26 protein-coding genes and 1 other RNA gene are annotated in these 24,011 nt (G+C 41.2%); 23 read left to right on the top strand and 4 right to left on the bottom strand.

Annotation, left to right across the window (positions count from 1 at the left end; genetic code table 11):
• Positions 1 to 36 precede the first annotated feature (36 nt).
• The 4 genes from MKY11_RS16350 to MKY11_RS16335 are packed head-to-tail and all read left to right on the top strand — an operon-like array spanning position 37 to position 3,494.
• Positions 37 to 1,185: a betaine/proline/choline family ABC transporter ATP-binding protein gene (locus tag MKY11_RS16350; RefSeq protein WP_025207985.1), complete on the top strand. Its 1,149-nt coding sequence runs from the start codon at positions 37 to 39 to the stop codon at positions 1,183 to 1,185.
• A gap of 13 nt (positions 1,186 to 1,198) precedes the next feature.
• On the top strand, positions 1,199 to 1,852 hold the full coding sequence (locus MKY11_RS16345) for an ABC transporter permease (RefSeq protein WP_024719832.1): 654 nt from the start codon (positions 1,199 to 1,201) through the stop codon (positions 1,850 to 1,852).
• 13 nt (positions 1,853 to 1,865) lie between these two features.
• Positions 1,866 to 2,783: an osmoprotectant ABC transporter substrate-binding protein gene (locus MKY11_RS16340; RefSeq protein ID WP_008347678.1), complete on the top strand. Its 918-nt coding sequence runs from the start codon at positions 1,866 to 1,868 to the stop codon at positions 2,781 to 2,783.
• A gap of 21 nt (positions 2,784 to 2,804) precedes the next feature.
• The gene (locus tag MKY11_RS16335; RefSeq protein ID WP_008347676.1) at positions 2,805 to 3,494 is read left to right on the top strand and encodes an ABC transporter permease; all 690 of its coding nucleotides are present in this window, start codon (positions 2,805 to 2,807) and stop codon (positions 3,492 to 3,494) included.
• Between the two features lie 81 nt (positions 3,495 to 3,575).
• Here the strand turns inward: MKY11_RS16335 and MKY11_RS16330 are convergent, their stop codons facing one another.
• The 3 genes from MKY11_RS16330 to MKY11_RS16320 form a co-directional block, all read right to left on the bottom strand.
• On the bottom strand, positions 3,576 to 3,896 hold the full coding sequence (locus MKY11_RS16330; RefSeq protein WP_007500199.1) for a helix-turn-helix domain-containing protein: 321 nt from the start codon (positions 3,894 to 3,896) through the stop codon (positions 3,576 to 3,578).
• Between the two features lie 82 nt (positions 3,897 to 3,978).
• On the bottom strand, positions 3,979 to 4,380 hold the full coding sequence (locus MKY11_RS16325; protein WP_024719831.1) for a transcriptional regulator: 402 nt from the start codon (positions 4,378 to 4,380) through the stop codon (positions 3,979 to 3,981).
• Between the two features lie 130 nt (positions 4,381 to 4,510).
• Complete coding sequence (locus tag MKY11_RS16320; protein WP_007500204.1) at positions 4,511 to 4,915, bottom strand: helix-turn-helix transcriptional regulator; 405 nt, start codon at positions 4,913 to 4,915, stop codon at positions 4,511 to 4,513.
• A 154-nt stretch (positions 4,916 to 5,069) separates the two neighbouring features.
• Between MKY11_RS16320 and MKY11_RS16315 the strand changes: the two genes are divergently transcribed.
• From MKY11_RS16315 to MKY11_RS16225, 19 genes are all read left to right on the top strand, one after another.
• Positions 5,070 to 5,303, top strand: a complete 234-nt coding sequence (locus MKY11_RS16315) for a helix-turn-helix transcriptional regulator (RefSeq protein WP_008347669.1) — start codon at positions 5,070 to 5,072, stop codon at positions 5,301 to 5,303.
• A 37-nt stretch (positions 5,304 to 5,340) separates the two neighbouring features.
• Entirely contained in the window at positions 5,341 to 5,631 is a 291-nt protein-coding gene (locus MKY11_RS16310) for an AbrB/MazE/SpoVT family DNA-binding domain-containing protein (RefSeq protein WP_008347666.1), read from the top strand.
• 186 nt (positions 5,632 to 5,817) lie between these two features.
• Entirely contained in the window at positions 5,818 to 6,051 is a 234-nt protein-coding gene (gene secG, locus MKY11_RS16305) for a preprotein translocase subunit SecG (protein WP_003212746.1), read from the top strand.
• 123 nt (positions 6,052 to 6,174) lie between these two features.
• Entirely contained in the window at positions 6,175 to 6,921 is a 747-nt protein-coding gene (locus MKY11_RS16300) for a carboxylesterase (RefSeq protein ID WP_008347663.1), read from the top strand.
• A 19-nt stretch (positions 6,922 to 6,940) separates the two neighbouring features.
• Positions 6,941 to 9,280 (top strand): ribonuclease R, encoded by a 2,340-nt coding sequence (rnr, locus tag MKY11_RS16295; protein WP_017359227.1) that lies wholly within the window; start codon positions 6,941 to 6,943, stop codon positions 9,278 to 9,280.
• Between the two features lie 139 nt (positions 9,281 to 9,419).
• Positions 9,420 to 9,890, top strand: coding sequence for an SsrA-binding protein SmpB (gene smpB, locus MKY11_RS16290; RefSeq protein ID WP_008347658.1), 471 nt, complete (start codon positions 9,420 to 9,422; stop codon positions 9,888 to 9,890).
• Between the two features lie 181 nt (positions 9,891 to 10,071).
• Positions 10,072 to 10,434, top strand: a transfer-messenger RNA (tmRNA) gene (gene ssrA / locus MKY11_RS16285).
• 398 nt (positions 10,435 to 10,832) lie between these two features.
• Positions 10,833 to 11,330, top strand: coding sequence for a hypothetical protein (locus MKY11_RS16280; RefSeq protein WP_256688717.1), 498 nt, complete (start codon positions 10,833 to 10,835; stop codon positions 11,328 to 11,330).
• An 11-nt stretch (positions 11,331 to 11,341) separates the two neighbouring features.
• Positions 11,342 to 11,887, top strand: coding sequence for a hypothetical protein (locus MKY11_RS16275; RefSeq protein ID WP_024719826.1), 546 nt, complete (start codon positions 11,342 to 11,344; stop codon positions 11,885 to 11,887).
• Between the two features lie 377 nt (positions 11,888 to 12,264).
• Positions 12,265 to 13,863 carry a histidine kinase N-terminal 7TM domain-containing protein gene (locus MKY11_RS16270; protein WP_073412728.1) on the top strand — a complete coding sequence of 533 codons (1,599 nt, stop codon included), beginning with the start codon at positions 12,265 to 12,267 and terminating at the stop codon, positions 13,861 to 13,863.
• Positions 13,864 to 14,117: 254 nt separating this feature from the next.
• Entirely contained in the window at positions 14,118 to 14,573 is a 456-nt protein-coding gene (locus MKY11_RS16265; protein ID WP_342501610.1) for a DUF6376 family protein, read from the top strand.
• A gap of 97 nt (positions 14,574 to 14,670) precedes the next feature.
• Entirely contained in the window at positions 14,671 to 14,976 is a 306-nt protein-coding gene (locus MKY11_RS16260; RefSeq protein ID WP_017359234.1) for a metal-sensing transcriptional repressor, read from the top strand.
• A gap of 83 nt (positions 14,977 to 15,059) precedes the next feature.
• Positions 15,060 to 15,266: a copper chaperone CopZ gene (copZ, locus tag MKY11_RS16255; RefSeq protein WP_017368060.1), complete on the top strand. Its 207-nt coding sequence runs from the start codon at positions 15,060 to 15,062 to the stop codon at positions 15,264 to 15,266.
• A gap of 84 nt (positions 15,267 to 15,350) precedes the next feature.
• Positions 15,351 to 17,786: a heavy metal translocating P-type ATPase gene (locus MKY11_RS16250; RefSeq protein ID WP_342501609.1), complete on the top strand. Its 2,436-nt coding sequence runs from the start codon at positions 15,351 to 15,353 to the stop codon at positions 17,784 to 17,786.
• Positions 17,783 to 17,980, top strand: coding sequence for a hypothetical protein (locus MKY11_RS16245; protein ID WP_342501608.1), 198 nt, complete (start codon positions 17,783 to 17,785; stop codon positions 17,978 to 17,980). Before MKY11_RS16250 ends, MKY11_RS16245 begins: the two co-directional genes overlap by 4 nt.
• A 242-nt stretch (positions 17,981 to 18,222) precedes the next feature.
• Positions 18,223 to 19,500 (top strand): cation:dicarboxylase symporter family transporter, encoded by a 1,278-nt coding sequence (locus tag MKY11_RS16240; RefSeq protein WP_045034049.1) that lies wholly within the window; start codon positions 18,223 to 18,225, stop codon positions 19,498 to 19,500.
• 16 nt (positions 19,501 to 19,516) lie between these two features.
• Complete coding sequence (aspA, locus tag MKY11_RS16235) at positions 19,517 to 20,962, top strand: aspartate ammonia-lyase (protein ID WP_035701391.1); 1,446 nt, start codon at positions 19,517 to 19,519, stop codon at positions 20,960 to 20,962.
• A 117-nt stretch (positions 20,963 to 21,079) separates the two neighbouring features.
• Positions 21,080 to 22,396 carry a sensor histidine kinase gene (locus MKY11_RS16230; RefSeq protein WP_058336926.1) on the top strand — a complete coding sequence of 439 codons (1,317 nt, stop codon included), beginning with the start codon at positions 21,080 to 21,082 and terminating at the stop codon, positions 22,394 to 22,396.
• Positions 22,393 to 23,325: a response regulator gene (locus MKY11_RS16225; protein ID WP_039168273.1), complete on the top strand. Its 933-nt coding sequence runs from the start codon at positions 22,393 to 22,395 to the stop codon at positions 23,323 to 23,325. The genes MKY11_RS16230 and MKY11_RS16225 overlap by 4 nt, the downstream gene beginning before the upstream one ends.
• A gap of 13 nt (positions 23,326 to 23,338) precedes the next feature.
• Here the strand turns inward: MKY11_RS16225 and MKY11_RS16220 are convergent, their stop codons facing one another.
• Positions 23,339 to 23,947 carry a TetR/AcrR family transcriptional regulator gene (locus MKY11_RS16220; RefSeq protein ID WP_047945415.1) on the bottom strand — a complete coding sequence of 203 codons (609 nt, stop codon included), beginning with the start codon at positions 23,945 to 23,947 and terminating at the stop codon, positions 23,339 to 23,341.
• Positions 23,948 to 24,011 lie beyond the last annotated feature (64 nt).

Here is a 24,011-nt window from a genome sequence, read left to right as displayed (position 1 = left end):
TGAAAATATATATCCGACTAATTGGAGGTGCCTCATTTGCTGAAACTAGAGAATGTATCTAAGACGTATAAAGGCGGAAAAAAAGCTGTCAAAAATATTGATTTAGAAATAGCAAAAGGAGAATTTATTTGTTTTATTGGACCGAGTGGCTGTGGTAAAACGACAACCATGAAGATGATTAACCGACTGATTGAACCTTCCTCAGGAAACATATTCATCGAGGGAGAAAACATTATGAAAAAAGATCCAGTCCAATTAAGAAGAGAAATTGGTTATGTGATTCAGCAAATTGGACTTTTCCCTCATATGACCATCGCACAAAACATTTCCCTTGTGCCGAAGCTGCTGAAGTGGCCGGAAGAAAAACGAAAAGAACGAGCGCGTGAATTGCTCAAACTCGTCGACATGGGGCCGGAATACTTAGAGCGTTACCCTCATGAACTCAGTGGAGGACAGCAGCAGCGTATCGGCGTTCTTCGCGCACTCGCAGCAGAACCCCCTTTAATCCTGATGGATGAACCATTTGGAGCACTTGACCCAATTACAAGAGATTCATTGCAGGAAGAATTTAAGAAACTGCAAAAAACGTTAAATAAAACAATCGTTTTCGTCACACATGACATGGATGAAGCGATTAAACTTGCAGACCGCATTGTCATTTTAAAAGATGGAGAGATTGTCCAAGTGGGCACGCCAGATGATATTTTACGTAACCCTGTGAACGAATTCGTAGAAGAATTCATCGGGAAAGAACGTCTACTTCAGTCAAACCCGAATATGGAACGTGTGGAACAAATGATGAACACGTCCCCAGTCACAATTACCGTCGAAAAAACATTGACAGATGCCATCTTTATTATGAGAGAAAAGCGGGTTGATTCTCTGCTTGTCGTTGATGAAAATCATGTGCTGAAAGGCTATATCGACATTGAAACCATCGATGCAAACCGCAGAAAAGCAGCCTTCGTTGGCGATATTTTAAATACAGAATTTTATACAGTACAAGAAGGTGCACTTCTTAGAGATACTGTCCGAAAGATCTTAATACGCGGCATTAAATATGTACCGGTTGTCGATGCAAAAGGGCACTTAAAAGGCATCGTCACACGTGCAAGTCTTGTAGATGTCGTATATGACTCTATTTGGGGAGAAGATACCCCGGAGGCTGTCACTGAAATGAACTAAGGGAGGTGTACACATGGATCAAATCATCGATTTTCTTGAGAAAAATGGTGGGGAACTCCTCACAAAAATGTGGGAGCATTTATACATTTCTTTAATTGCCGTTGTGTTAGGCATTATCGTGGCCGTTCCTTTAGGCGTCATTCTTACACGAATGAAAAGAGGCGCCGGTTTTGTCATCGGCATCGTGAATATCTTTCAAACACTCCCTAGTTTAGCGATTCTTGCATTTTTTATTCCTATTTTGGGAGTTGGAAAAATACCTGCGATCGTTGCGCTATTTTTCTATTCCGTTTTGCCTATTTTAAGAAATACGTATGCCGGTGTTCAAGGTGTGAACAAAAACTTGCTTGAATCTGGAAAAGGAATTGGCATGACGACATGGGAACAAATTCGTCTTGTGGAACTGCCGCTTGCTGTTCCGGTCATTATGGCAGGTGTCAGAACCTCAACGATTTATTTAATTGGGTGGACAACACTTGCTGCTTTTATCGGTGGAGGCGGTCTTGGTGACTACATTTTAATTGGGCTTCAGCTTTACCAGCCGGAATACATTATTGCGGGTGCAATCCCTGTCACTATTTTAGCGGTCATCATTGACCTTACATTGATGAAGCTTGAGAAAAAAGTAACACCAGAAGGCTTAAAAGGATTGAAGGAAGTTTCATAAGGAGTTGGCTCATGTGAAGAATCGAAAAACAAAATGGATCAGTGCACTGCTTGCCGGATGCTTGCTATTCATAAGTGGCTGTTCACTTCCTGGACTAGCCGGCTCTTCAGGGAGCACGCTGCGAATCGGTGCACAAAACTTTACAGAATCAGAAATTATGGCCTATATGGTGGGAGACATCATTGAGCATTACACAGATAAAAAGACAACCATTGTGAAGAATTTAGGCTCAAATACGGTCCAGCAGAAAGCAATGGAAAACGGTGATGTCGACATTTCAGCAACACGATATACAGGCACGGATTTAACAAGTACGCTAGGAATGGATGCAGAAAAAGATCCAAAGCGTGCAATGGAAATCGTCCAGAAAGAATTCAAAAAACGCTATGATTACAAATGGTTTGATTCCTATGGGTTTGATAATACGTATGCCTTTGCTGTGACGCAGAAGATGGCGAAGGAAAACAACCTAGAAACAGTCTCTGATTTAAAAAAGAATGCCAAAAATTATCGCTTCGGTGTGGATAATATTTGGCTGAAAAAGAAAGGTGACGGTTACGAAGGGTTTGTGAAAACATACGGAATTGAATTTGGAAGCACTTTTCCGATGCAGATCGGGCTAGTCTATGACGCATTGAAAAATGAAAAAATGGATATTGTGCTTGCCTATTCAACAGATGGCCGGATCAAAGCGTATAATCTCAAAATCTTAAAAGATGATAAACGATTCTTCCCACCATACGATGCATCACCAGTTGTCCCTGAGAAGGTATTAAAAGAAAATCCAGGACTGGACAAGGTGATCAACAGGTTGATTGGAAAAATCGATACCGAACAAATGCAAGAGCTCAATTATCAAGTCGATGGAGAACTAAAAGAACCAGCGACTGTTGCGAGAGATTTTCTAAAGAAACACAATTACTTTGAGTAAGATTGGGAGGTGTCAGAGCTGATGGACACACTGCAGCAATTATGGGCGTATTATCAACAGAACGGTTCATATGTGTTAGAAGAATTTTACCGGCATTTCCTCATGTCAGCGTATGGGGTATTGTTTGCGGCAATTGTCGGAATACCAGTCGGCATCTTTGTGGCGCATTACCGCAAACTGAGCAATTGGGTGTTCGCGATAACCAATGTCATTCAAACCATTCCAGCGTTAGCGATGCTTTCTGTGTTGATGCTTGTATTAGGACTTGGTGCAAATACAGTTATCTTATCACTCTTTTTATATTCGCTTCTGCCGATTATCCGTAACACGTACACAGGTATTGTCAGCATTGAGCATGCCTATTTAGAATCGGGGAAAGCGATGGGCATGACGAAATGGCAAGTGCTGAGAATGGTTGAATTACCGCTTGCTTTATCTGTCATTATGGCTGGTTTAAGAACCGCACTTGTGATCGCAATCGGTATTACAGCGATTGGTACATTTGTTGGTGCTGGAGGACTTGGTGATATTATCATCAGAGGATCAAACGCGACAAACGGAACAGCCATTATTTTAGCAGGTGCTATTCCAACTGCGCTCATGGCCATTATTGCCGACCTTGTCATGGGCTGGCTTGAACGCTATTTAAGCCCAACCAACAAGAAAAAAGAAAGCAAGGCGTTAGCTGAAAAAAACATGACGTCCGCATAAATGCTTGAAAAGACAAAACCTCCTCTACATCTGTAGGGGAGGTTTTTTTATCATGATTAGGCGGCTCACATCAGGAGACATTTATGATTCAAGTGTGATCCATTCAGAGGACCACTTCGCAATTTCCTCAAAAACGGGTGCAAGTGAGCGCCCCATATCAGTTAATGAATACTCAATACGCACGGGTGTTTCAGCAAAAACCTCCCGTTTTACAATGCCTGCTGCTTCCAGCTCTTTTAATCTCTCAGATAAAACCCTTCCGCTTAAATTGGTCAGAGCTGCTTCGATTTCACTAAAGCGCTGTGAACCTGAGAGAAGCTGAAAAACAATCAGTGCCACCCAGCGTTTACTTAATAACTCAACTGCTTTTTCAAACCGCGGGCACATATCAGATTGATTCATCTTTCTTCACTCCAATCTGAACCCATTATACCGTAATTCTGTCAAAAATCGGCGCAAAAAGCTTGTCAATGATCAAAACATTTTACGATGACGAACGGCTGTTTAGTAGAAATAATAAATAGCGGTTTAAATCCTCTATTTCATGTTTAGAAAGGGTGGACCATATGTCCCCATTAAATATTTCAAGATCATCAAGTTCATAGTGCTCTGCTGCTTCTTTTATTTGGGTAAAAGCCGTTTCTTCTTCCTTTATGACATAGGCAGAAGATGCTTCTTCAATATACCCTGCAGCCTGCATCATGTCCTCATAAGGTACTTTTAATGCACCTGCTAGTTTTTTAATTGTAGGAGGTTTCGGAATGCCACGTTTCCCGTTTTCAATCCGAGAAATACCAGCAGCGCTGACCTCTGAATACATCGCTAATTGGTTCACCGATAGTTTCCTTTTCTCACGTAATGCTCTTAAATATGCACCGAAGTTCATCAACTCAAAACCTCACATGGTTAAAGATTAGTTATCTCTAGTGTACTCGATTTGTTGACTATTGGCAATAAGTATACCATGAAAATATTGACATTAGTTAATGGTGGATGTATCTTATGTTTATGCCCCGCTATTTGTTCGCCTTTTTTTGGTTAATGAGCGTGAGAAAGTATTGATTCAGCTGGCTGATGTCTTGTGCGGTGAGTGTTTCCCATTGGTCTCCATCGAAAATAGGGAGATGTTCTACATCCTTTTGAAGCGCCGTTTGATAGATTTTTAATATGGATTCATATTTCGGTTTCATTTCATGCACTTTTTCCTGTTCAATATAACCGGCAAGCAGCATTAAATCCTCATAAGGCACCTTCAAAGCGCGTGCTAATTTTTTTATGGTTAAAGGCTTTGGCACACCACGCTTTCCATTCTCAATCCGAGAAATACCGGCAGCGCTTACGCCTGAATACATGGCGAGTTGATTGACAGACATCTTTCTATTCTCTCTTAAAATGCGTAATTGTTCACCAAAGTGATTCATGTCATCGAACCTCACATTTCAGTATATGACTTATTTTAGTATGATCATTGACCAAAGGAAATAGAAAGGGCGTAAAAGTGTTGACATAAGTTAATGAATCCGGGAGATGTGAGAATCCTACATGTTGTACATATTGATCCTATAGGAGGTTGTAATGATGGTCGAAAAGATTCAGATCAGGCGGGCTTTTGTGATGCAGTATATGATCGAAAACGATATGTCTTTAAATCAGCTCGCAGATGAAATTGGCATCTCTCCTGCCACACTCAGCAGGGTATTGAATGGTCACCGGAAGCCAGGACAGCTTGTCATTGGTAAAATGATTCATTACTTTGATAAAAAATTTGAAGATTTATTTTACTATGAAGATGTTGACAAAAGTCAATGAATGAAATCATTGTATGATCATTAAGGAGGCGGCTTCATTGAAAAGAACTGGAATGGTAAGACACATCGATTCGCTTGGCAGAATTGTTCTGCCTTCAGAAATGCGAAAGGTACTCAATATAAAAGAAGAGCAGCTGTTAGAAATTTTCATCGAAGATCAAACCATTATGCTGAAAAAATATGATGCAGATAAGAGCTGCTTATTAACTGGCCAAATAACGAAATACAACAAAAGCTATGGAAATGGTAACGTCGTGCTGAGTCCTGAAGGAGCTGAACGGTTGTTAGTAGAATTAAAACAGCTCTTAAAAGAAGAAGCAACTCGCTAAAAACGCTTTTTAACCTCAAAAATTGCATATAAAAATGCTGCATACAATCCATTGGAGCGAAATTGAATCAAAATGACAAATAAAGTCGACAATATATAGGAAATCTTTATTTTGATGTTTCGTGACATGCACCTTGTTTTCATGTAAAATAAAGTTATGTGTACCAGTTTGTCTGGAGGTGTTTTCATGCACGCATTTGTTATCACATTACTCGTAATTGTCAGTATCGCACTTATCATCGTTGTATTATTACAATCAAGTAAAAGTGCAGGACTGTCAGGCGCTATTTCAGGTGGAGCCGAGCAGCTTTTCGGTAAGCAAAAAGCGAGAGGTCTTGACTTGATTCTTCACCGATTAACTGTCATTTTGTCAGTGCTTTTCTTCATCTTAACACTTGCATTGGCATATTTAGGCGTGTAGGCGCGAGTAACAGAAGGTCTGATCTTTTTTCAGACCTTTTTTTATTATCAGCACTCTTTTGTGTTTGTTTAATACATACAAGTGGAAAATATAAACCATATCAGAAGGAAAGGAAGTCACATCATGAAAGTTGTTACACCAAAACCATTTACGTTTAAAGGTGGAGAAAAGGCGGTGCTTCTTCTTCACGGTTTTACTGGGAATACAGCCGATGTTCGTATGCTTGGACGCTATTTAAATGAAAGAGGCTATACATGCCATGCACCTCAATACAAAGGACACGGTGTACCGCCAGAGGAGCTTGTTCATACAGGTCCTACAGATTGGTGGAAAGATGTAGAAGAAGGCTATCAATTTTTAAAAGACGAAGGTTATGAGGAAATTGCGGTTTGCGGACTATCCCTCGGAGGAGTTTTTTCATTGAAATTAGGTTACACTGTACCTGTAAAGGGAATTGTACCTATGTGTGCACCTATGTACATAAAAAGTGAAGAAGTCATGTACCAGGGTGTACTAGATTATGCCCGTAACTATAAAAAATTCGAGGGTAAGTCAGAGGATCAAATTGAGCAAGAGATGGAAGAGTTCAAGAAAACACCAATGGGTACACTCAAGGCTCTTCAAGAACTCATTGCAGATGTCAGAAACAATGTTGACATGATTTATTCACCTACTTTTGTTGTTCAGGCACGTCATGATCATATGATTAATACAGACAGTGCAAACATTATTTATAACGAAGTAGAGACTGATGAAAAACATTTAAAGTGGTATGAAGAATCGGGCCATGTTATCACGCTTGATAAAGAGCGGGAGAAGGTTCATCAGGATGTATATGCATTCTTAGAATCACTCGATTGGTCAATTTAAATATATAGGGGGTTAGAGTGTGCAAAAAGAAGAATTTATGGATGAATTACTTGCGTTTATGCAAGAAGAGGCGTACAAACCATTAACGGTACAGGAATTAGAAGTCATGATGGAAATTACCAATCCAGATGATTATAAAGAGCTCGTCAAAGCACTTGTGATATTAGAGGATCAGGGACTGATCGTCCGTACCCGCAGCGACCGCTATGGTGTACCGGAAAAAATGAACTTGGTCAAAGGGAAGCTGTCTGCGCATGCAAAAGGATTTGCATTTGTGACACCAGAAGAGTTTGGACAGGATGATATTTTCATTCCGCCAAATGAGCTAGGCACAGCAATGAATGGCGACACCGTCATGGTTCGTGTCAGCCACAAATCAAATGGCACCAAAAAAGAAGGAACGGTCATCCGTATTCTGGAGCGTAATACTCAGACGGTTGTCGGTACCTATACAGAAACGAAAAGCTTTGGTTTTGTCATTCCTGATGATAAAAAAATCACAAACGATATCTTCATTCCGAAATCCGCTAAAAACGGAGCGGTTGAAGGTCATAAAGTCGTTGTCACGCTGACAAGCTATCCAGAAGGAAGAATGAGCGCAGAGGGTGAAGTGACGGAAATTCTCGGTCACAAAAATGACCCTGGCATCGATATTTTATCGATTATTCATAAACACGGTCTACCAGGTGAGTTTCCGGAAGAAGCGCTCCAGCAGGCAGTAGATACACCTGAAACGATTGATGAAAAGGACCTTGAAGGTAGACGTGATCTGCGCAATGAAACGATTGTGACCATTGACGGTGCAGATGCAAAGGACTTGGACGATGCGGTTACTGTGCAAAAGCTGGATGATGGTAAATACAAACTAGGTGTGCATATTGCGGATGTCTCTCATTATGTAACGGAAAACTCTCCAATTGATCAGGAAGCCTATGAGCGCGGAACGAGTGTGTATCTTGTAGACCGCGTTATTCCAATGATTCCTCATCGCCTGTCAAATGGCATTTGCTCATTGAATCCGAAGGTTGATCGTCTCACACTCTCTTGTGAAATGATCATTGATCGTAGTGGGAAAGTCGTCAAACACGAAATTTTCCAAAGTGTGATCAAAACGACGGAAAGAATGACCTATTCCGATGTGAATAAGATTTTAGTTGACCAAGATGAAGAGCTTTTAGACAAATACGAGCCGTTAGTACCAATGTTTCAAGAGATGGAGAAGCTTGCAGAAATTCTGCGTGACAAGCGAATGGAGCGTGGAGCAGTCGATTTTGACTTCAAGGAAGCAAAAGTGCTTGTAGATGATGAAGGCGCAGCAAAAGACGTAGTCATTCGTGAGCGTTCTGTTGCCGAAAAACTAATTGAAGAATTCATGCTGGTGGCAAACGAAACAGTTGCCGAGCATTTCCACTGGATGAATGTTCCGTTCATTTACCGAATTCACGAAGAACCAAATCCTGAGAAGCTTCAGCGCTTTTTAGAGTTCGTGACGACATTTGGTTATATTGTGAAAGGAACGTCAACGAACATTCACCCGCGTGCACTTCAAAGTGTACTTGATGCCGTCCGTGATCAGCCGGAAGAAGTCGTGATTCAAACTGTGATGCTTCGCTCAATGAAACAGGCGAAGTATGATCCAGAAAGCATTGGCCATTTTGGATTATCAACGGAATTCTATACACACTTCACATCACCGATCCGCCGTTACCCGGATTTAATCGTGCATAGGCTGATCAGAACCTATTTAATAGAGAAAAAGACAGACGAAGCGACCCTTGAAAAATGGGGTCAATTGCTGCCAGAAATCGCAGATCATGCATCTACAATGGAGCGCCGCTCTGTTGATGCTGAGCGCGAAACAGATGACCTGAAAAAGGCAGAGTTTATGCTTGATAAAATCGGTGAAGAGTTTGATGGTATGATTAGTTCCGTCACGAATTTCGGACTATTCGTTGAACTGCCGAATACGATAGAAGGTCTTGTCCATGTGAGCTACATGACAGACGATTACTATCGTTTTGATGAACAGCACTTTGCCATGATCGGTGAACGTACAGGGAATGTCTACCGTATCGGTGACGAAATCACTGTCAAAGTGGTGAGTGTGAATAAAGATGAGCATTCCATTGATTTTGAAATCGTCGGGATGAAAGGCACTCGCCGTAAATCACCAAAAGACTTCAAGTTCAAAAAACGGACAGATCCACCAGCCAAAAAAGGACGCGGAGGTCAAAAGGCCTCTGGGGAAAAAGGCAAAGAGGATAAAGGCGGCGACTGGTTCACAGGTCGTAAAAAGAAGAAAAAGAAAAAACGCGTTTTTGATAACGCACCGAAACAAAAGCGCAAAAAGAAAAAGTAACGTGACAAAAAGCAAATAGGGCACCATGCTCTATTTGCTTTTTGACCACGTGGCATCAGCATTGTCGAAAGCTGGATTGTTTGATAAAATAATCCGTACGATTTGGACCGTGTCTGTGTCAAAAGGAGGGTGTACGCCAATGCCAAAGGGAGAGGGAAAGGTTGTTTCCCAAAACAAAAAAGCAAATCATGATTATTTTATAGAAGAAACATACGAAGCCGGCCTTGTATTACAAGGAACTGAAATCAAATCCATTCGAGCAGGAAAAGTGAATTTAAAAGATTCCTTTGCCAAAATCGAACGGGGAGAAGTGTTTCTTCACAATATGCACGTCAGCCCATACGAGCAGGGGAACCGTTATAACCATGATCCACTCAGAACGAGAAAGCTGCTACTCCACCGCAAACAAATCAGTAAATTGATTGGTGCGACAAAGGAAGAGGGCTACTCACTTGTTCCCATTAAACTCTATTTGAAAAATGGCTTTGCCAAAGTGCTAATTGGAGTCGGTAAAGGGAAGAAGAAATATGATAAACGTGAAGATCTGAAGAAAAAAGATGCGAAACGTGAAATCGAGCGTGCTTTCCGTGACCGGCAAAAGCAATTCTAGACGCATGCAGATGGCTTGCTGAGAGCGGAAGCATTATGCTACAATATGTTATGCAGTAAACAATCATCGTCGTTTTTTTACAGAAACCACCAGTTGTTTCGAGCGATGAGATTGTTATAATAGTCATATACGGAAGCAGTTAAGCGAAAGAACGTTTCCATCCCGTATATCCCTTTTACAAGGGGACGTTACGGATTCGACAGGGATGGTTCGAGCTTAGGCTGCGAGCCGAGAGGCGATCTCGTTAACACGCACCTAAATGTAACTGGCAAAACTAAAAGTTTTAACCAAAACTTAGCACTAGCTGCCTAATAAGCGCAGCGAGCTCTTCCTGACATCGCCTATGTGTCTGTGAGGAGCCCAATGAAGTAGGCTACGCTTACGTTTTCGTCTGAGGACGTAAGAAGAGATCCATCAGACTAGCTCTCCAAGCGCCCGTCAGCAGGCATGAGGATGAGTGAACACGAAATATGTTGACTACGCTCGTAGACGCTTAAGTAATCGATGTCTCTGGACGTGGGTTCGACTCCCACCGTCTCCATCAAAACTTTTAGAATGCAGTCGTATCAAGGGTTTTAAAAGCCCTTGGTGCGGGTCTGGTATCATGAAAATCTAATTACTCAAAAAAAAGACGCTATGAATAGCGTCTTTTTTTATGTTTTTATTTAATAATAGTTGTTTGTTTAAAAAACATAGGATATCTTCCAATATAGTATTTTTATGTTATAAAAATTGAATTAATTTCTAAACAAACATCTTCATTTAGCCGATGATGAAATGTAGGGATATTTAACCATTACTATATTCTTACGAAAATTTATTTAATTAAATGAAGAAGATAGAACAAATTGTTCAATGTAAAAGCAGAAAATTGCGAACAAACTCGGTATTTGGAAAAATCTCAACAAAAATGTTGAAAGTAAACTAGGAGGATAAGTACTTATGAAATCAGGAAATAAAAAATCGATATTGGCAGTAATTATGATGTCAGTCATGCTTTTAGCATTTGGTGCAGCATGCGGTGACACAAAAGCCTCAGAAAAAGAATACGCTGATTGGTACGAATCAAATCGAAGCGATCTTGAAGATGCTATGCTTACATACGCAAAGCGTATGATGGAGGCTGACCCTACCGACGACCAATGGGCTAAAAACGTTAAAAAATCACTAGATGTTCTGCAAAAAGTTGTCGATGACGTAAAAGCGAAAAAGAACGCACCTGCTGCTTACAAAAAAGCACATGAGCATTTGGTCAAAGCAAGCGAAGGGTATCAATACTTAATTGATGAAACACCTAAAACGATTAAGACAATCGATGAAAATACGGTAGATGGACTCAATGTGATTGAGCACAGACTTGATAAAGCCCTTGAAGAAACGAAGAAAGCAGACGACGAAGTTGAAAAAGTAGCAAGCGATTCAAAAAACGATAAGAAATGAGGAAACAGACCTTGAAAACAAACAAAAAGTCGATCATTGCAACAATCCTTTTAGTATTCGTATTAGCGCTAACAGCAGCGTGTGGTAAAACAGAAACAACATCAGAATTAAGTCGTAAAGAAGCGAATGCTGCGTCAAAACCAAAAGAAACAAAAGCCGAGCAAGAAGCCTATGTTGATTGGTATGACGCACATATGGATGCCCTTGAAGATGAAATCATCGTTTATGAAGACCTTTTAAGAAATTCCGTGGCGGGGGATAAAGTATGGATGTCAAAAGTTGATAAATCTATTGCAAGAGCGCAAAAAATAATCAATAAAGCACAGAAAAAAGAAGCCGTTCCAGCAACATTTAAGACGGCTCATAAGCACACACTCCGTGCCGGAAAGGAATATCAATTCATTGTTGATAATACAGATGAAATGCTGTCTGAATATGATCCCGAACTCAAACTCATGCAAGAGGTAGTGAACACGATTGATGAAGTACATGCTGAAATTGAAAATGCAGACAACGAAGTCGATCGTCTTGTAGATGAAAAACAACTAAAACAATAAAAATGAGTTACTAGCATGAATGCAATCAACCCAGTAGCTATTGATGCAGAACACAGCGGTTATGCTGCTGTGTTTTTTTATAGTTTTTTAGTGAAGATACCTTTAATCTAGAATCTATTGAGAAAGCGCTGTAAATCGATTTGTCCTAATAGATGAAACTTATGAAAACGATTAGACATTGATATTTCTCCTATCACAATATGCTTCTCCAAGTGAAGCATAAAAAATAGTGAAAAGGATAAGGCCTCATGAACAGAAAACATTCGAAACTTTCCAAAAAACCGCCAACCAAATCAAAATCACATCTTCCCATTTGAGACTTCCTCATATATAGTAAGATTAGACTAGTTCTAAATAACTGAAATTGGGGCGTTTACATGGATTCGATTGTTTTACATTTTATTGTGATCATGAGTGTTTCTGGCATTCTGTCCGTAATATTATCAATCATTGCTCATGCAAATCGCCATCGGTATATTGGCTGTCAATTGTTTATGTATATGTCTGGAGCAACTGCGATTTATATTTTTGGACATACATTTGAATTATTGGCGCGCACCCCTCAAGAAATTACATTCTGGGTTAGTTTTCAATACATAGGTCTTCCGTTTATTGCACCGTTCAGCCTGATGATTGTGCTGCAGTTTACTGGTTTCCATCAATATGTAACAAAGCGCCGCGTGCTTCTCTTCTTGTTGATTCCAATTTTAACCACCATTCTGGTGTTCACCAATTCTTTTCATTCACTCTTTTACCGAAGCATCACGATGAATACAGTAGACGGGTTTTTATTAGCTGATTTTACCATTGGTTATTGGTATATCATTCATGGGGTCTATACATTTGGCTGTTCTATGCTCGCTATTTTTATGCTGCTTTGGTTTTTACGTGTGAAGAAAGAATATTTGAAACAGGTGCTGATCTTGCTCGTTGGAATATTATTGCCGATCACGACCTCTTTTATCTATTTATTAGGTGTCACGCCTTTTCACATTGACCCAGTACCAGTGGTGATGTTTTTAACCAACGCACTCTACTTATGGGCGATTATGTCTTTTCATCTCTTTAAGCTCTCTCCCATTGCAATGGAGCGTGTGTTTGAACATATGTCAGAAGGTGTTCTTCTATTGGATCGATACCGAACACTGATTGATTATAACCCTGCGGCTGCATTGATCATTCCTGTGCTCGCTAAAAAGGGAATCGGCTATAAAATCGATGATATATTCTCAGGGATCATCAAAGAGCCAGCGTTTATACAGTGGCTGCGTTCTCCGAAGGATCATTCACAGTATGATTTAATGTGGGAAAAAGAGCAGCCCTTCTATTATCATCTCACTGCTTCTTCTCTTTTTAATAGAAGAGGCGAAGTCGAGGGCAGGCAAATTGTGATCAGCGATGTTACGGAGCAGCGACTATTGCAGGAAGAGCTGGAGCGTCGAGCGTATATTGATGGTTTGACGAATATCTTCAATCGGTCTTCCTTTATTGAACGAACGCAGATGTTATTGGAAGAGGATGCGCAGGATACTGCGATATTGCTATTTGATATTGATTTCTTTAAACAAATCAATGATACGCATGGACATCATATTGGAGACGAGGCGCTGCGTCATGTTGTGTCCATTTGTCAGCAGCATTTGAAGATGGATGATTTATTTGGCCGATATGGTGGAGAAGAGTTCGCCATTTGTCTACCACATCATTCATTTGAAGAGGCATGTCATATTGCGGAACAGATGAGACATTCATTTGAAGTGAGTTTCTTTCAGACAGATGAGAAAAAAGTAAGAGTGACAGCAAGCTTTGGCGTCGCCCATACTGCGAATGATCCCTCTATATTAGAAACGCTTCTATTTGAGGCAGATCAAGCCTTGTATATGTCAAAACGCCAAGGACGTAATCGGATTTATGCATCAACTGGTTCGGACTATATGCTATACCAAAAGCAGGATCTTCCGCCTGCTTCTCATTGACTGTTGTCCTTCATTTAGATATGATAAACGTAACATTTGAACGGTTTCCTAAAGGGGAGTAGCTTTTACGGTTTGGTCGTCATTACAGAAACATCCGTTGTTTCTCGGCCATTCCGGCATGAACATGTTAGCCAGACCTTTGCCTATCACACATGAGGCAAAGGTCTGGCTTTTTTTAAGGTCTTTTTGCATCTGTGTGGTTGGGAGCTGGACAAATGAGGGGTTTCAACATACAGATGAAAGGATGATGGATCTTGAAACAATATGTGATGGCGTTTCTATTTACCGGTACGTTTTTGTTAAGTGGATGTTCAGGACTGCTAGACCAAGTAAACGATACAACGACATATGTCACAGAGGCAAATGAGTATGTGACGGATATTCAGCAATTCACAGAGGATTTTCCACAGCTTGCGGAAGAAGCTGTACAAGATGCTGCCAAAAGAGCAGATTTGACGCAGCAACTGGAATCATTGAAAGTAGACATTCAAGAATTTAATGAACTCACAGCCCCATCAATAGCAGAAGACCTGCATGCACAAATCATAGAGAAAAATAAAGTGCTGTCAGAGGAGATTCAAACCTATTTACAGCAATTGAAAATGGACAACTTCGATGCTGCAGCTATTTTAGAGGATCAGCAAGGCCTCATGAAGCAGCATCAGCAATCGGTCAGCCTTTTGCAAGATATTGAACAACTAACAAACTAGGATAAGCAAACGGTCATCACAGCATATCTTTGCCTTTTCAGGTGAAGATATGCTTTAATTGAATGTAACACAAGTATGATAGAAAAAAGGTGATCAGATGACAGAACATGAAGAAAGACATATCGCTTCGCCTAGAGCTGAGAAGGAAAAAGAGCAATTAATCAATCGCTTAAAACGAGTGGAAGGTCAAGTGCGAGGGATTCAGCAAATGATTGAAAACGATCGTTACTGCATAGATGTCGTGAATCAAATTTCTGCTGTCAATGCAGCTTTAAAAAAAGTGAGTCTTCAATTAATGGAAAAGCATACACATCACTGCGTAGCGGATGCCATTAAGAGCGGTAATGGGGATGAAGCCATTGAGGAATTAATGAATGTCTTCACGAAGCTGACAAAATCGTAGCAAAAAGCGGATCATTTATGTTTACAATGATACCCTACTGGGGTATAGTAAAAATAGAAAATGATTGATGGAGGCGATGAGAAGTGGAACAAGCAACACTACAAGTGCAAGGCATGTCTTGCGGACATTGTGTGAAAGCAGTCGAAGGAAATGTAGGAGAATTAGCAGGTGTTGAATCTGTGAAAGTCCATTTAGATAAGGGTCAGGTGGAGGTTTCCTTTCACCCAGATCAAATTACGTTACACCAGATCTCTGATGTCATTGAAGAACAGGGATATGATGTCGTATAAAATGAGCATACGTGCTGCATAAGACAGCACGTATTTTTTAAAAAATAACAATACCCCCATGGAGTATGTGGAGAGGTGAGATAAATGAAAAAAGAAATTGATTTTCAAATTACGGGAATGACTTGCGCCGCCTGTGCAGGCCGCATTGAAAAGGGCTTGAACAGGTTGGAAGGTGTGGACGACGCCAGTGTGAACTTTGCGCTTGAAACATCCCACATTGTGTATGAAACAGAACAACTCACAGCAGAGGATATAAAACAAAAAATTCAATCTCTTGGCTATGATGTGGTGGTGGAGCAAGCCGAATTTGATATAGAGGGAATGACATGTGCGGCTTGTGCAAACCGAATTGAGAAAAAAGTCAACCGGATGGATGGTATTGATCAAGGATCAGTGAACTTTGCGCTTGAGTCACTTCAGGTGACATATCATCCAGGGAAAATATCTCCAAGTGACATAAAAGAGGCTGTGAAATCCATTGGATATTCATTAATTGAACCAGCCGAAGAGCATGCAGAGGAAGGGAAAAAAGACCATCGCCAAGTAGCGATTGAGAAACAAATGGCACGCTTTTTGTTCTCGATGATTTTGTCATTGCCTCTTCTTTGGGCAATGGTCAGTCATTTTTCTTTCACATCGTTTATTTGGCTGCCAGAAGCGTTTATGAATCCATGGGTTCAGCTCGCATTAGCAGCGCCCGTACAGTTCATTGTCGGATGGCCTTTTTATGTAGGTGCTTATAAAGCGTTGAAAAATAAAAGTGCCAATATGGATGTCCTTGTGGCACTAGGGACATCGGCTGCTTTTTTCTATAGTTTATATGAAAGTATTCAGTCAGCGGTTCAAGGCACACATGAAGCGGCCCTTTATTATGAAACGAGTGCTGTGCTGATTACGTTGATTGTGCTCGGAAAGTTAATGGAAGCAAGAGCGAAAGGGAGATCATCAGAAGCGATTCAAAAACTGATGGGCTTACAAGCGAAAGAAGCTGTGATAGAGCGAGATGGGAAAGAAATGACCGTTCCTATTTCTGAAGTGAAAGTGAATGATCTTGTGTTCGTCAAGCCAGGTGAAAAAGTCCCGGTAGACGGAGAAATCATCGAAGGAACAACAGCGATCGACGAATCGATGATTACAGGAGAAAGTCTGCCGGTTGATAAAACCACAGGAGATACAGTCATCGGGGCAACCATCAATAAAAATGGATTTGTGAAAGTGAAAGCAACAAAAGTAGGAAAAGAAACGGCTCTTTCACAAATTATTCGAGTCGTCGAACAAGCGCAAGGCTCAAAAGCACCAATTCAAAGAATGGCAGATCAAATTTCAGGGATATTTGTCCCCATTGTTGTAGGATTGGCTGTGCTCACTTTTCTGATTTGGTATATCTTTGTTGATCCAGGAAATGTGACATCTGCACTTGAAACCTTTATAGCGGTCATCGTCATCGCATGTCCTTGTGCGCTTGGCCTTGCTACACCGACCTCTATTATGGCAGGCAGCGGCCGGGCAGCTGAATCAGGGATTCTGTTTAAAGGTGGAGAACACTTAGAGGTAACTCAATCACTCGATACAGTAGTGCTAGATAAAACAGGGACTGTGACAAAAGGGGAGCCGAGTCTTACAGATGTGATCGCGTCTGCCAATTGGACAGAAGGTACGCTGCTTCAGTTAGTAGGATCGGCAGAACAGCAGTCAGAGCATCCACTTGCCAGAGCGATCACAGAAGGCATGAAGAACCGGGGTCTCCAAGCGGTCGAGGTAGAAGCCTTTCAAGCAGATCCTGGTCATGGAATTGAAGCAAGAGCTGCAGGACATGAGCTTTTGATTGGCACACGGAAACTCCTAAAGAAACATCATATCAGCTGCGAAGCACTAGAAGCAGTTGTGACTGAGCTTGAAGAACAAGGAAAAACGGCGATGCTCATTGCCATTGACGGCGAGCCAGCAGGTATTGTCGCCGTTGCTGATACAATCAAATCGTCTTCTTCTCAAGCGGTCGCTCGTCTCAAAGAGCAAGGGATTCACGTCGTGATGATGACAGGAGATAACAAACGCACAGCAGAAGCGATTGCGAGTGAGGCAGGCATAGATCATGTCATCGCTGAAGTTCTTCCAGAGGAAAAAGCGGCTCATATTGCAGCGCTTCAGAAACAAGGAAAAAAGGTGGCGATGGTTGGAGACGGCATTAATGATGCCCCTGCCCTTGCAACAGCAAATATCGGGATGGCTGTCGGAACAGGTACAGATGTTGCCATGGAAGCGGCAGATATTACGCTCATGACTGGAGATCTCCATGCCATTGCAGATGCACTTGAATTTAGCAGAAAAACGATGAGAAACATTAAACAGAATCTATTTTGGGCACTTGCTTACAATTGTATTGGCATACCAGTCGCCGCATTTGGGTTCCTGGCACCATGGCTTGCAGGAGCGGCAATGGCCTTTAGTTCTGTATCGGTTGTGCTGAACGCACTAAGATTACAGCGATTGAAACCTGTCAGAGAGGGTGTGGCAAAATGAAGCTGAATGTCAAATGGGTGTGGACGTTGAGTGCTTTGATTTATGTAGCCTTTGTACTGATAGGCTATGCGATTTATGTCGAACTTTCTCCTCTTCAAGAGCTGCCAGCTGATCATATGCAACATGAGACTTCATCAGAAGCGAAGTCCTCGCATTCGGTGTCAGTCCTGCGCTTCGGTGCTCGCCCTTTCTAGACTTCAATGGATTTCTATCACAAATAGCTAACATAAAGTTCATTTTAGCTCTTTCTCAACAACCTGAGACTTCGCCAAAAGCGAAGTCTTTTTTTAACAATTTTGTGGAAAAACCCACCTTTTAAAAGATTTTTCATAAAAAATTCACTTCTTTTTGTTCCTTTTTGTCGTTTTTTGTAGGTTCATCGTTAAGATGCGATTAGGCAACAAAGAAAGCGTTATCAAAAAAAGGGGGTCCACGTATGAAAAAGTTAGGGTTAGCTTCTCAAATACTCATCGCACTTGTTTTGGGTGTTGTCGTAGGAGCACTATTTTATCAAAATGAAACCGTTATTAATGTGTTAACGCCGATTGGCGATATATTCATCCACTTAATTAAAATGATCGTTCTTCCAATTGTTATTGCTGCATTGATTGTAGCCGTTGCAGGTGTAGGCGATATGAAAACCATCGGAAGACTCGGTGGGAAAACGATTCTTTACTTCGAAATTGTGACAACGATTGCATTAGCAGTTGGACTGCTTGCAGCAAACGTTTTCCATCCTGGTACAGGAATTGATATGAGTAACATGGAAAAGGGCGATATCTCTAAATATGAAGAGACATCGAAAGCTTCTTCCGAAAAAGCAAGTTTCTCAGAAACGATTGTTCATCTAGTGCCAACAAACGTGTTCCAATCCATTGCAGAAGGTGATCTATTACCAACAATCTTCTTTACAGTGTTATTCGGATTAGGAATTGCAGCAGTTGGAGACAAAGGAAAACCAGTGTTAGGATTTTTTGAGGGCATCCTCGAAGCGATGTTCTGGGTGACCAATAAAGTGATGAAGTTTGCACCATTTGGTGTATTTGCGCTCATCAGTGTGACGGTGATCAAATTCGGGGTCGGAGCGCTTCTCCCGCTAGGTAAACTGGTACTTGTCGTTTACGGCACAATGGCATTCTTTGTTATTGTCGTACTTGGCATTATCGCAAAATTAGCTGGAACAAGCGTCTTTACACTATTTAGAGTGTTAAAAGAAGAAATCATTCTTGCATTCTCAACAGCAAGTTCAGAAGCTGTATTGCCTAGATTAATGGACAAAATGGAGAAGTTCGGCTGCCCGAAAGCGATCACGTCGTTCGTTATCCCAACAGGCTATACCTTTAACTTAGATGGAAGTGCCATCTATCAATCCATTGCCGCCATATTTGTTGCACAAATGTACGGCATGCCTCTTTCCATCTATGAGCAAATTACGTTACTATTAATCTTAATGCTCACATCAAAAGGAATGGCTGGTGTACCAGGTGCATCGATCGTTGTTGTGATCACAACACTTGGAGCAATGGGACTTCCACTTGAAGGACTTGCCTTCATCGTTGGGATCGACCGTATCCTTGACATGGTTCGTACAACTGTTAACGTATTTGGTAACTCACTTGCAGCCATTGTCATGTCTAAGTGGGAAAAAGTGTTTGATCAAGAGAAATCGAAGAAGTATATTGAGGAATTAAAACAACAAACAAAAGCAGCGTAAAAGGAGATCTTTTCAAATGACGAAGCTACAGGACAAGCAAGTTCGTATCGAACGAGACTTTCTAGGTGAAAAGGAAGTAGACACTCAAGCGTATTATGGAATTCAAACATTACGTGCAGTAGAGAACTTTCCAATTACTGGCTACCATGTTCATGAGGAACTCATCAAAGCATTAGGGATTGTCAAAAAGGCAGCCGCACTTGCAAATATGGATACAAAGCGACTATATGCTGGTCTTGGAGAAAAAATTGTTCAAGCCGCAGATGAGGTTATTGAAGGAAAATGGAACAATCAATTTATTGTCGATCCAATTCAAGGCGGGGCTGGCACTTCAATGAATATGAATGCCAATGAAGTCATTGCAAACAGAGCGCTTGAACTACTAGGAAAGGAAAAAGGCGCTTATACTGAGCTAAGTCCAAACACGCATGTGAACATGTCGCAGTCAACAAACGACGTTTTCCCAACAGCGATTCATATTTCAACATTGAATATGATTGAAAAACTACTTTATACGATGGAAAACATGCATCAAGTCATGACAGAAAAAGCGCAAGAATTCGATCATGTCATCAAAATGGGACGTACGCATCTTCAGGACGCTGTTCCAATCAGACTTGGTCAAGAGTTTAGTGCATATGCAAAGGTTCTTGCTCGTGATATTAAACGAATCAAGCAGTCTAGACAGCATTTATATGAAGTCAATATGGGCGCAACAGCAGTTGGAACAGGACTGAATGCTGATCCTAAATATATTCGCCAGGTAGTTGGTTATCTAGCTGACATTAGCGGATTGCCGTTAGTTGGAGCAGAAGATTTGGTCGATGCTACGCAAAATACAGATGCTTATACAGAAGTATCAGCTGCACTGAAAGTATGTATGATGAATATGTCCAAAATGGCAAACGATATTCGTTTGATGGCTTCAGGTCCTAGAGCAGGCTTTGGTGAGCTGCACTTGCCGCCGAGACAGCCAGGTTCATCTATCATGCCAGGGAAAGTCAACCCAGTGATGCCTGAGGTCATGAACCAAGTGGCATTCCAAGTCATTGGAAATGACCACACGATCTGCCTTGCATCAGAGGCTGGTCAGCTTGAACTGAACGTCATGGAGCCAGTTTTAATATTCAACTTACTACAGTCTCTCAGCATGATGAAAAATGTATTTGAATCCTTTGTCGATAACTGCTTGCGTGACCTAAAAGCAGATGAATCTAGATTAAAAGAATATGTAGAAAAGAGTGCTGGTGTCATGACGGCGGTCAATCCGCATATTGGTTATGAAGCTGCTGCACGAATTGCGAGAGAAGCGATTCTTACAGGCGTATCTGTACGTGAGCTTTGTCTGCAAAATGATGTGTTATCAGAGGAAGAGCTTGATGTCATCTTAAATCCTTTTGAAATGACGAAACCAGGTATTGCTGGTGCATCACTTTTAGAAAAGGATCGTTTAGAAGATTAAGCGGCATCATGAGAAGCGCACACCGACAAATGTCCGGTGTGCGTTTTTTCATGGACTGTTTGTTTTTCTGAAGCTCACATAGTATACTATCGTCAATTATTAGGGATGTGACTGCGTTTGAATCTACTGAAAAAATGGTTGAATACAGAGCCTTATTTAATTATCATGCTCATTGTTCTGACTCCGATTGGGGGAGAGCTGAAATTTTATCCATTTGAGGATAGCTTTCGGGTCAGCTTTGGAACCGTTGTCTTTTTCTTTATTCTGCTTCAAATGAAAAAATTCCCGGCATGGGCAAGCGGCATCATTGCGGGGGGATCAGTGTTTGCATTCCGGGTGCTTCTTGATACTGCTGTGTCAGGCCACTTAGCGCTGGAAGAGGCCGTTTCTTTAAGATTTCCTTCCCTGCTGTATTACGTCGTCTATGGTACGCTTTTTTATGTATTACAGGTCAGACGTTTCCGTGATAAGCCTTGGCTCATTGGGGCAACAGGGATCATCATGGAACTATGTGCAAGTGTAGTCGAAATGATTGCACTCAGGGGAGCCATTGATGAAATTTTAACAGTGAGAACGCTGTTTCAACTATTTGTATTGGCGATTTTCAGAAGCTTTTTCGTATTGGCTTGTTATACGATGATTCGATTATACGAAGAACAGGCGAGAGAGCGCCAAATGAAGAAGGAAAAGGAACACCTGTTGATGCTGCTGTCAAATCTTTATACGGAATCTACATATTTTTATAAAACCCTTGCACATGCTGAGCACATTACAGCTACTTCATATCAATTGTATCAATCTCTGCATCATGCAAAGGATACGGAATCATTAGATTTGAAAAAACTCGGAAAAACAGCCCTGCAAATTGCAGGTGAGGTACACGAAATCAAAAAGGATAATCAGCGGATTTTTTCTGCCTTATCAAAACTGATTCATGAGGAAAACTTTCAGGAGTATGCAAGTCCTGCTCATATCGCTGGACTTGTGATTCGTATCCATGAAAATTACGCGGAATCTCTTAAAAAACAAATCGTTTTTCATTATGATGAAGATGGGCAGCATCCCGCTTATCACGTGTATACCATTCTATCTTTATTAAATAACATTGTATCCAATGCCGTTGAAGCCATTCCGGTGAATGGAGAGGTATCACTATCCATTTTGCGGAAAGAAAATGATGTGATTTTTCAAATCAGTGACAACGGGCCAGGCATTAAAGAGCGTAACCATCATGTGATCTTTAAACCGGGCTTCACTTTAAAATACGACCAAGCCGGGAACCCATCAAGCGGCATCGGTCTTTCCTATGTGAAAGACACAGCCGAGAAGCTTGGCGGAAGTGTTGAAATGAAAAGTGTCCCAAATCAACAAACGATGTTCACTTTAACGATACCAATTGATCAAGTCAGCAGAAAAGAGGGGAATGGGAGATGAGATTTTTTATTGTTGATGATGATGAAGCTGTTCGTTCTTCACTGGCACAGCTCATTGAAGATGAAGAGCTTGGCATTGTGGCAGGGGAAGCAGAGGATGGTGCTGAAGTAACAGCGAGCTACTTAAATGATTTGCATATTGATATCTTGTGTATTGATCTTCTGATGCCGGAAAGGGACGGTCTTGAGACGATTCGAGCGATCAAAGATGAATTTCATGGGAAATATTTAATGCTGTCACAGGTAGAAACAAAGGAACTCATCGGCCAGGCATATACACTCGGTGTCGAGTATTATGTGACAAAGCCGATCAACAGGGTAGAGGTCTTAAGTGTGCTTCATCTCATGATTGAGCGGCTGCATCTAGAGCACTCGATTGAAAATATTCAGCATTCGCTCAAATCGGTCATGCAGTTCCAGCAGCGCGGACAGACGAAAACAAAGCAGCGCGGGAAAAGTCTTGCAGAGGCAGGTCAGTTTTTGCTCGCGGAACTTGGGATTGTCGGTGAAAAGGGGTCTAAGGATTTACTAGATATGATTCTTTTCACAGATCAGTATTTAGCGTTACATGCCGATCAGCACGACTCTTTTCCTTCATTAAAAGTGATTTTCACTGGCATCACAGAGGATAAATTAAACGAACCTTTTACATCAGCAGACATCGCAAGAGAAGCAAAAGCAGCGGAACAGCGGGTAAGACGTGCGATCAACCAATCATTGAAACACATCGCCTCGCTCGGGTTAACCGATTTTTCTCACCCAACCTTTGAAAACTATGCATCAAAATTTTTCGATTTTACCATTGTGCGTAAGAAAATGAGTGAACTCACAAAAGAGACAAGTGGAAGAGAAGAGCACACACGTATCAATGTGAAGAAATTTGTACAGGTGCTTTATTACGAGGCAAAACGTATTTTTATGGAAGATTAAAAAGACATGCTCTCTATAAGGAGGGCATGTCTTTTTTTGTGATGGATTGAAGATGCATCTGCAGCACGGAGCGCATGAGCTGAGGCGGTAAACGATGGGGCTGTACGATTCCATTCAATGCAAGCCCATTGATGACCGCATAAAGCCGCTCAGTTTCTAATAAAAGATCGATATGATCTAGCAGTAGCTTATCCTCTTTCAATTTCATTAAGCAAAATTGAACGGTTTGAAAAAGCTCGTCATACATCTTTGCATTGAGCGGCTGTAAATCTGGTTCAGTCAGTGCCTTGACTGTAAAAGCCTGCCACACCTCCATTTCAAATATTCGTTCTTCGTCTAGTGGAAGAACCTGCTCCAATAAAGTGAATACATTTTCCTCTGTTGAACCGTTTAATGGAAGCTTAGCAATTCGCTCCTTCACTCTTTCCTGAATTAAATTCATGGAGAATAGAAATAATTCTTGCTGTGTGGAAAAATAATGACGCATAGAGCCGGCTGAAATGCCAGCTTCAACGGCTATTTTTCGTACAGAAGCGCTTTCCAATCCCTCTTGTTTAATCACTCTCATAGCAGCTTGAGCGACCTTTTGTTTTTGTTTATGGTGATCGACGATTTTTGGCATACCTTGATTTTAGCACAGCTATTGTTTTTTTAACACAGTTGTGTTATTTTTTATTTAATACAAT

Source organism: Bacillus sp. FSL W7-1085, from assembly GCF_038595035.1.
GTDB lineage: Bacteria > Bacillota > Bacilli > Bacillales > Bacillaceae > Bacillus > Bacillus altitudinis.
This window is presented reverse-complemented; position numbering and strand designations above follow the sequence as displayed.

Coding starts and splice junctions, on each gene's coding strand:
- MKY11_RS16250 (WP_342501609.1), top strand. CDS start 15,351: ATGAAAAAAGAAATTGATTTTCAAATTACGGGAATGACTTGCGCCGCC.
- MKY11_RS16270 (WP_073412728.1), top strand. CDS start 12,265: ATGGATTCGATTGTTTTACATTTTATTGTGATCATGAGTGTTTCTGGC.
- aspA (WP_035701391.1), top strand. CDS start 19,517: ATGACGAAGCTACAGGACAAGCAAGTTCGTATCGAACGAGACTTTCTA.
- MKY11_RS16315 (WP_008347669.1), top strand. CDS start 5,070: ATGATGGTCGAAAAGATTCAGATCAGGCGGGCTTTTGTGATGCAGTAT.
- MKY11_RS16320 (WP_007500204.1), bottom strand. CDS start 4,915: ATGAATCACTTTGGTGAACAATTACGCATTTTAAGAGAGAATAGAAAG.
- MKY11_RS16300 (WP_008347663.1), top strand. CDS start 6,175: ATGAAAGTTGTTACACCAAAACCATTTACGTTTAAAGGTGGAGAAAAG.
- MKY11_RS16335 (WP_008347676.1), top strand. CDS start 2,805: ATGGACACACTGCAGCAATTATGGGCGTATTATCAACAGAACGGTTCA.
- MKY11_RS16330 (WP_007500199.1), bottom strand. CDS start 3,896: ATGAATCAATCTGATATGTGCCCGCGGTTTGAAAAAGCAGTTGAGTTA.
- MKY11_RS16225 (WP_039168273.1), top strand. CDS start 22,393: ATGAGATTTTTTATTGTTGATGATGATGAAGCTGTTCGTTCTTCACTG.
- MKY11_RS16240 (WP_045034049.1), top strand. CDS start 18,223: ATGAAAAAGTTAGGGTTAGCTTCTCAAATACTCATCGCACTTGTTTTG.
- secG (WP_003212746.1), top strand. CDS start 5,818: ATGCACGCATTTGTTATCACATTACTCGTAATTGTCAGTATCGCACTT.
- MKY11_RS16220 (WP_047945415.1), bottom strand. CDS start 23,947: ATGCCAAAAATCGTCGATCACCATAAACAAAAACAAAAGGTCGCTCAA.
- MKY11_RS16280 (WP_256688717.1), top strand. CDS start 10,833: ATGAAATCAGGAAATAAAAAATCGATATTGGCAGTAATTATGATGTCA.
- MKY11_RS16245 (WP_342501608.1), top strand. CDS start 17,783: ATGAAGCTGAATGTCAAATGGGTGTGGACGTTGAGTGCTTTGATTTAT.
- MKY11_RS16260 (WP_017359234.1), top strand. CDS start 14,671: ATGACAGAACATGAAGAAAGACATATCGCTTCGCCTAGAGCTGAGAAG.
- MKY11_RS16345 (WP_024719832.1), top strand. CDS start 1,199: ATGGATCAAATCATCGATTTTCTTGAGAAAAATGGTGGGGAACTCCTC.
- smpB (WP_008347658.1), top strand. CDS start 9,420: ATGCCAAAGGGAGAGGGAAAGGTTGTTTCCCAAAACAAAAAAGCAAAT.
- MKY11_RS16325 (WP_024719831.1), bottom strand. CDS start 4,380: ATGAACTTCGGTGCATATTTAAGAGCATTACGTGAGAAAAGGAAACTA.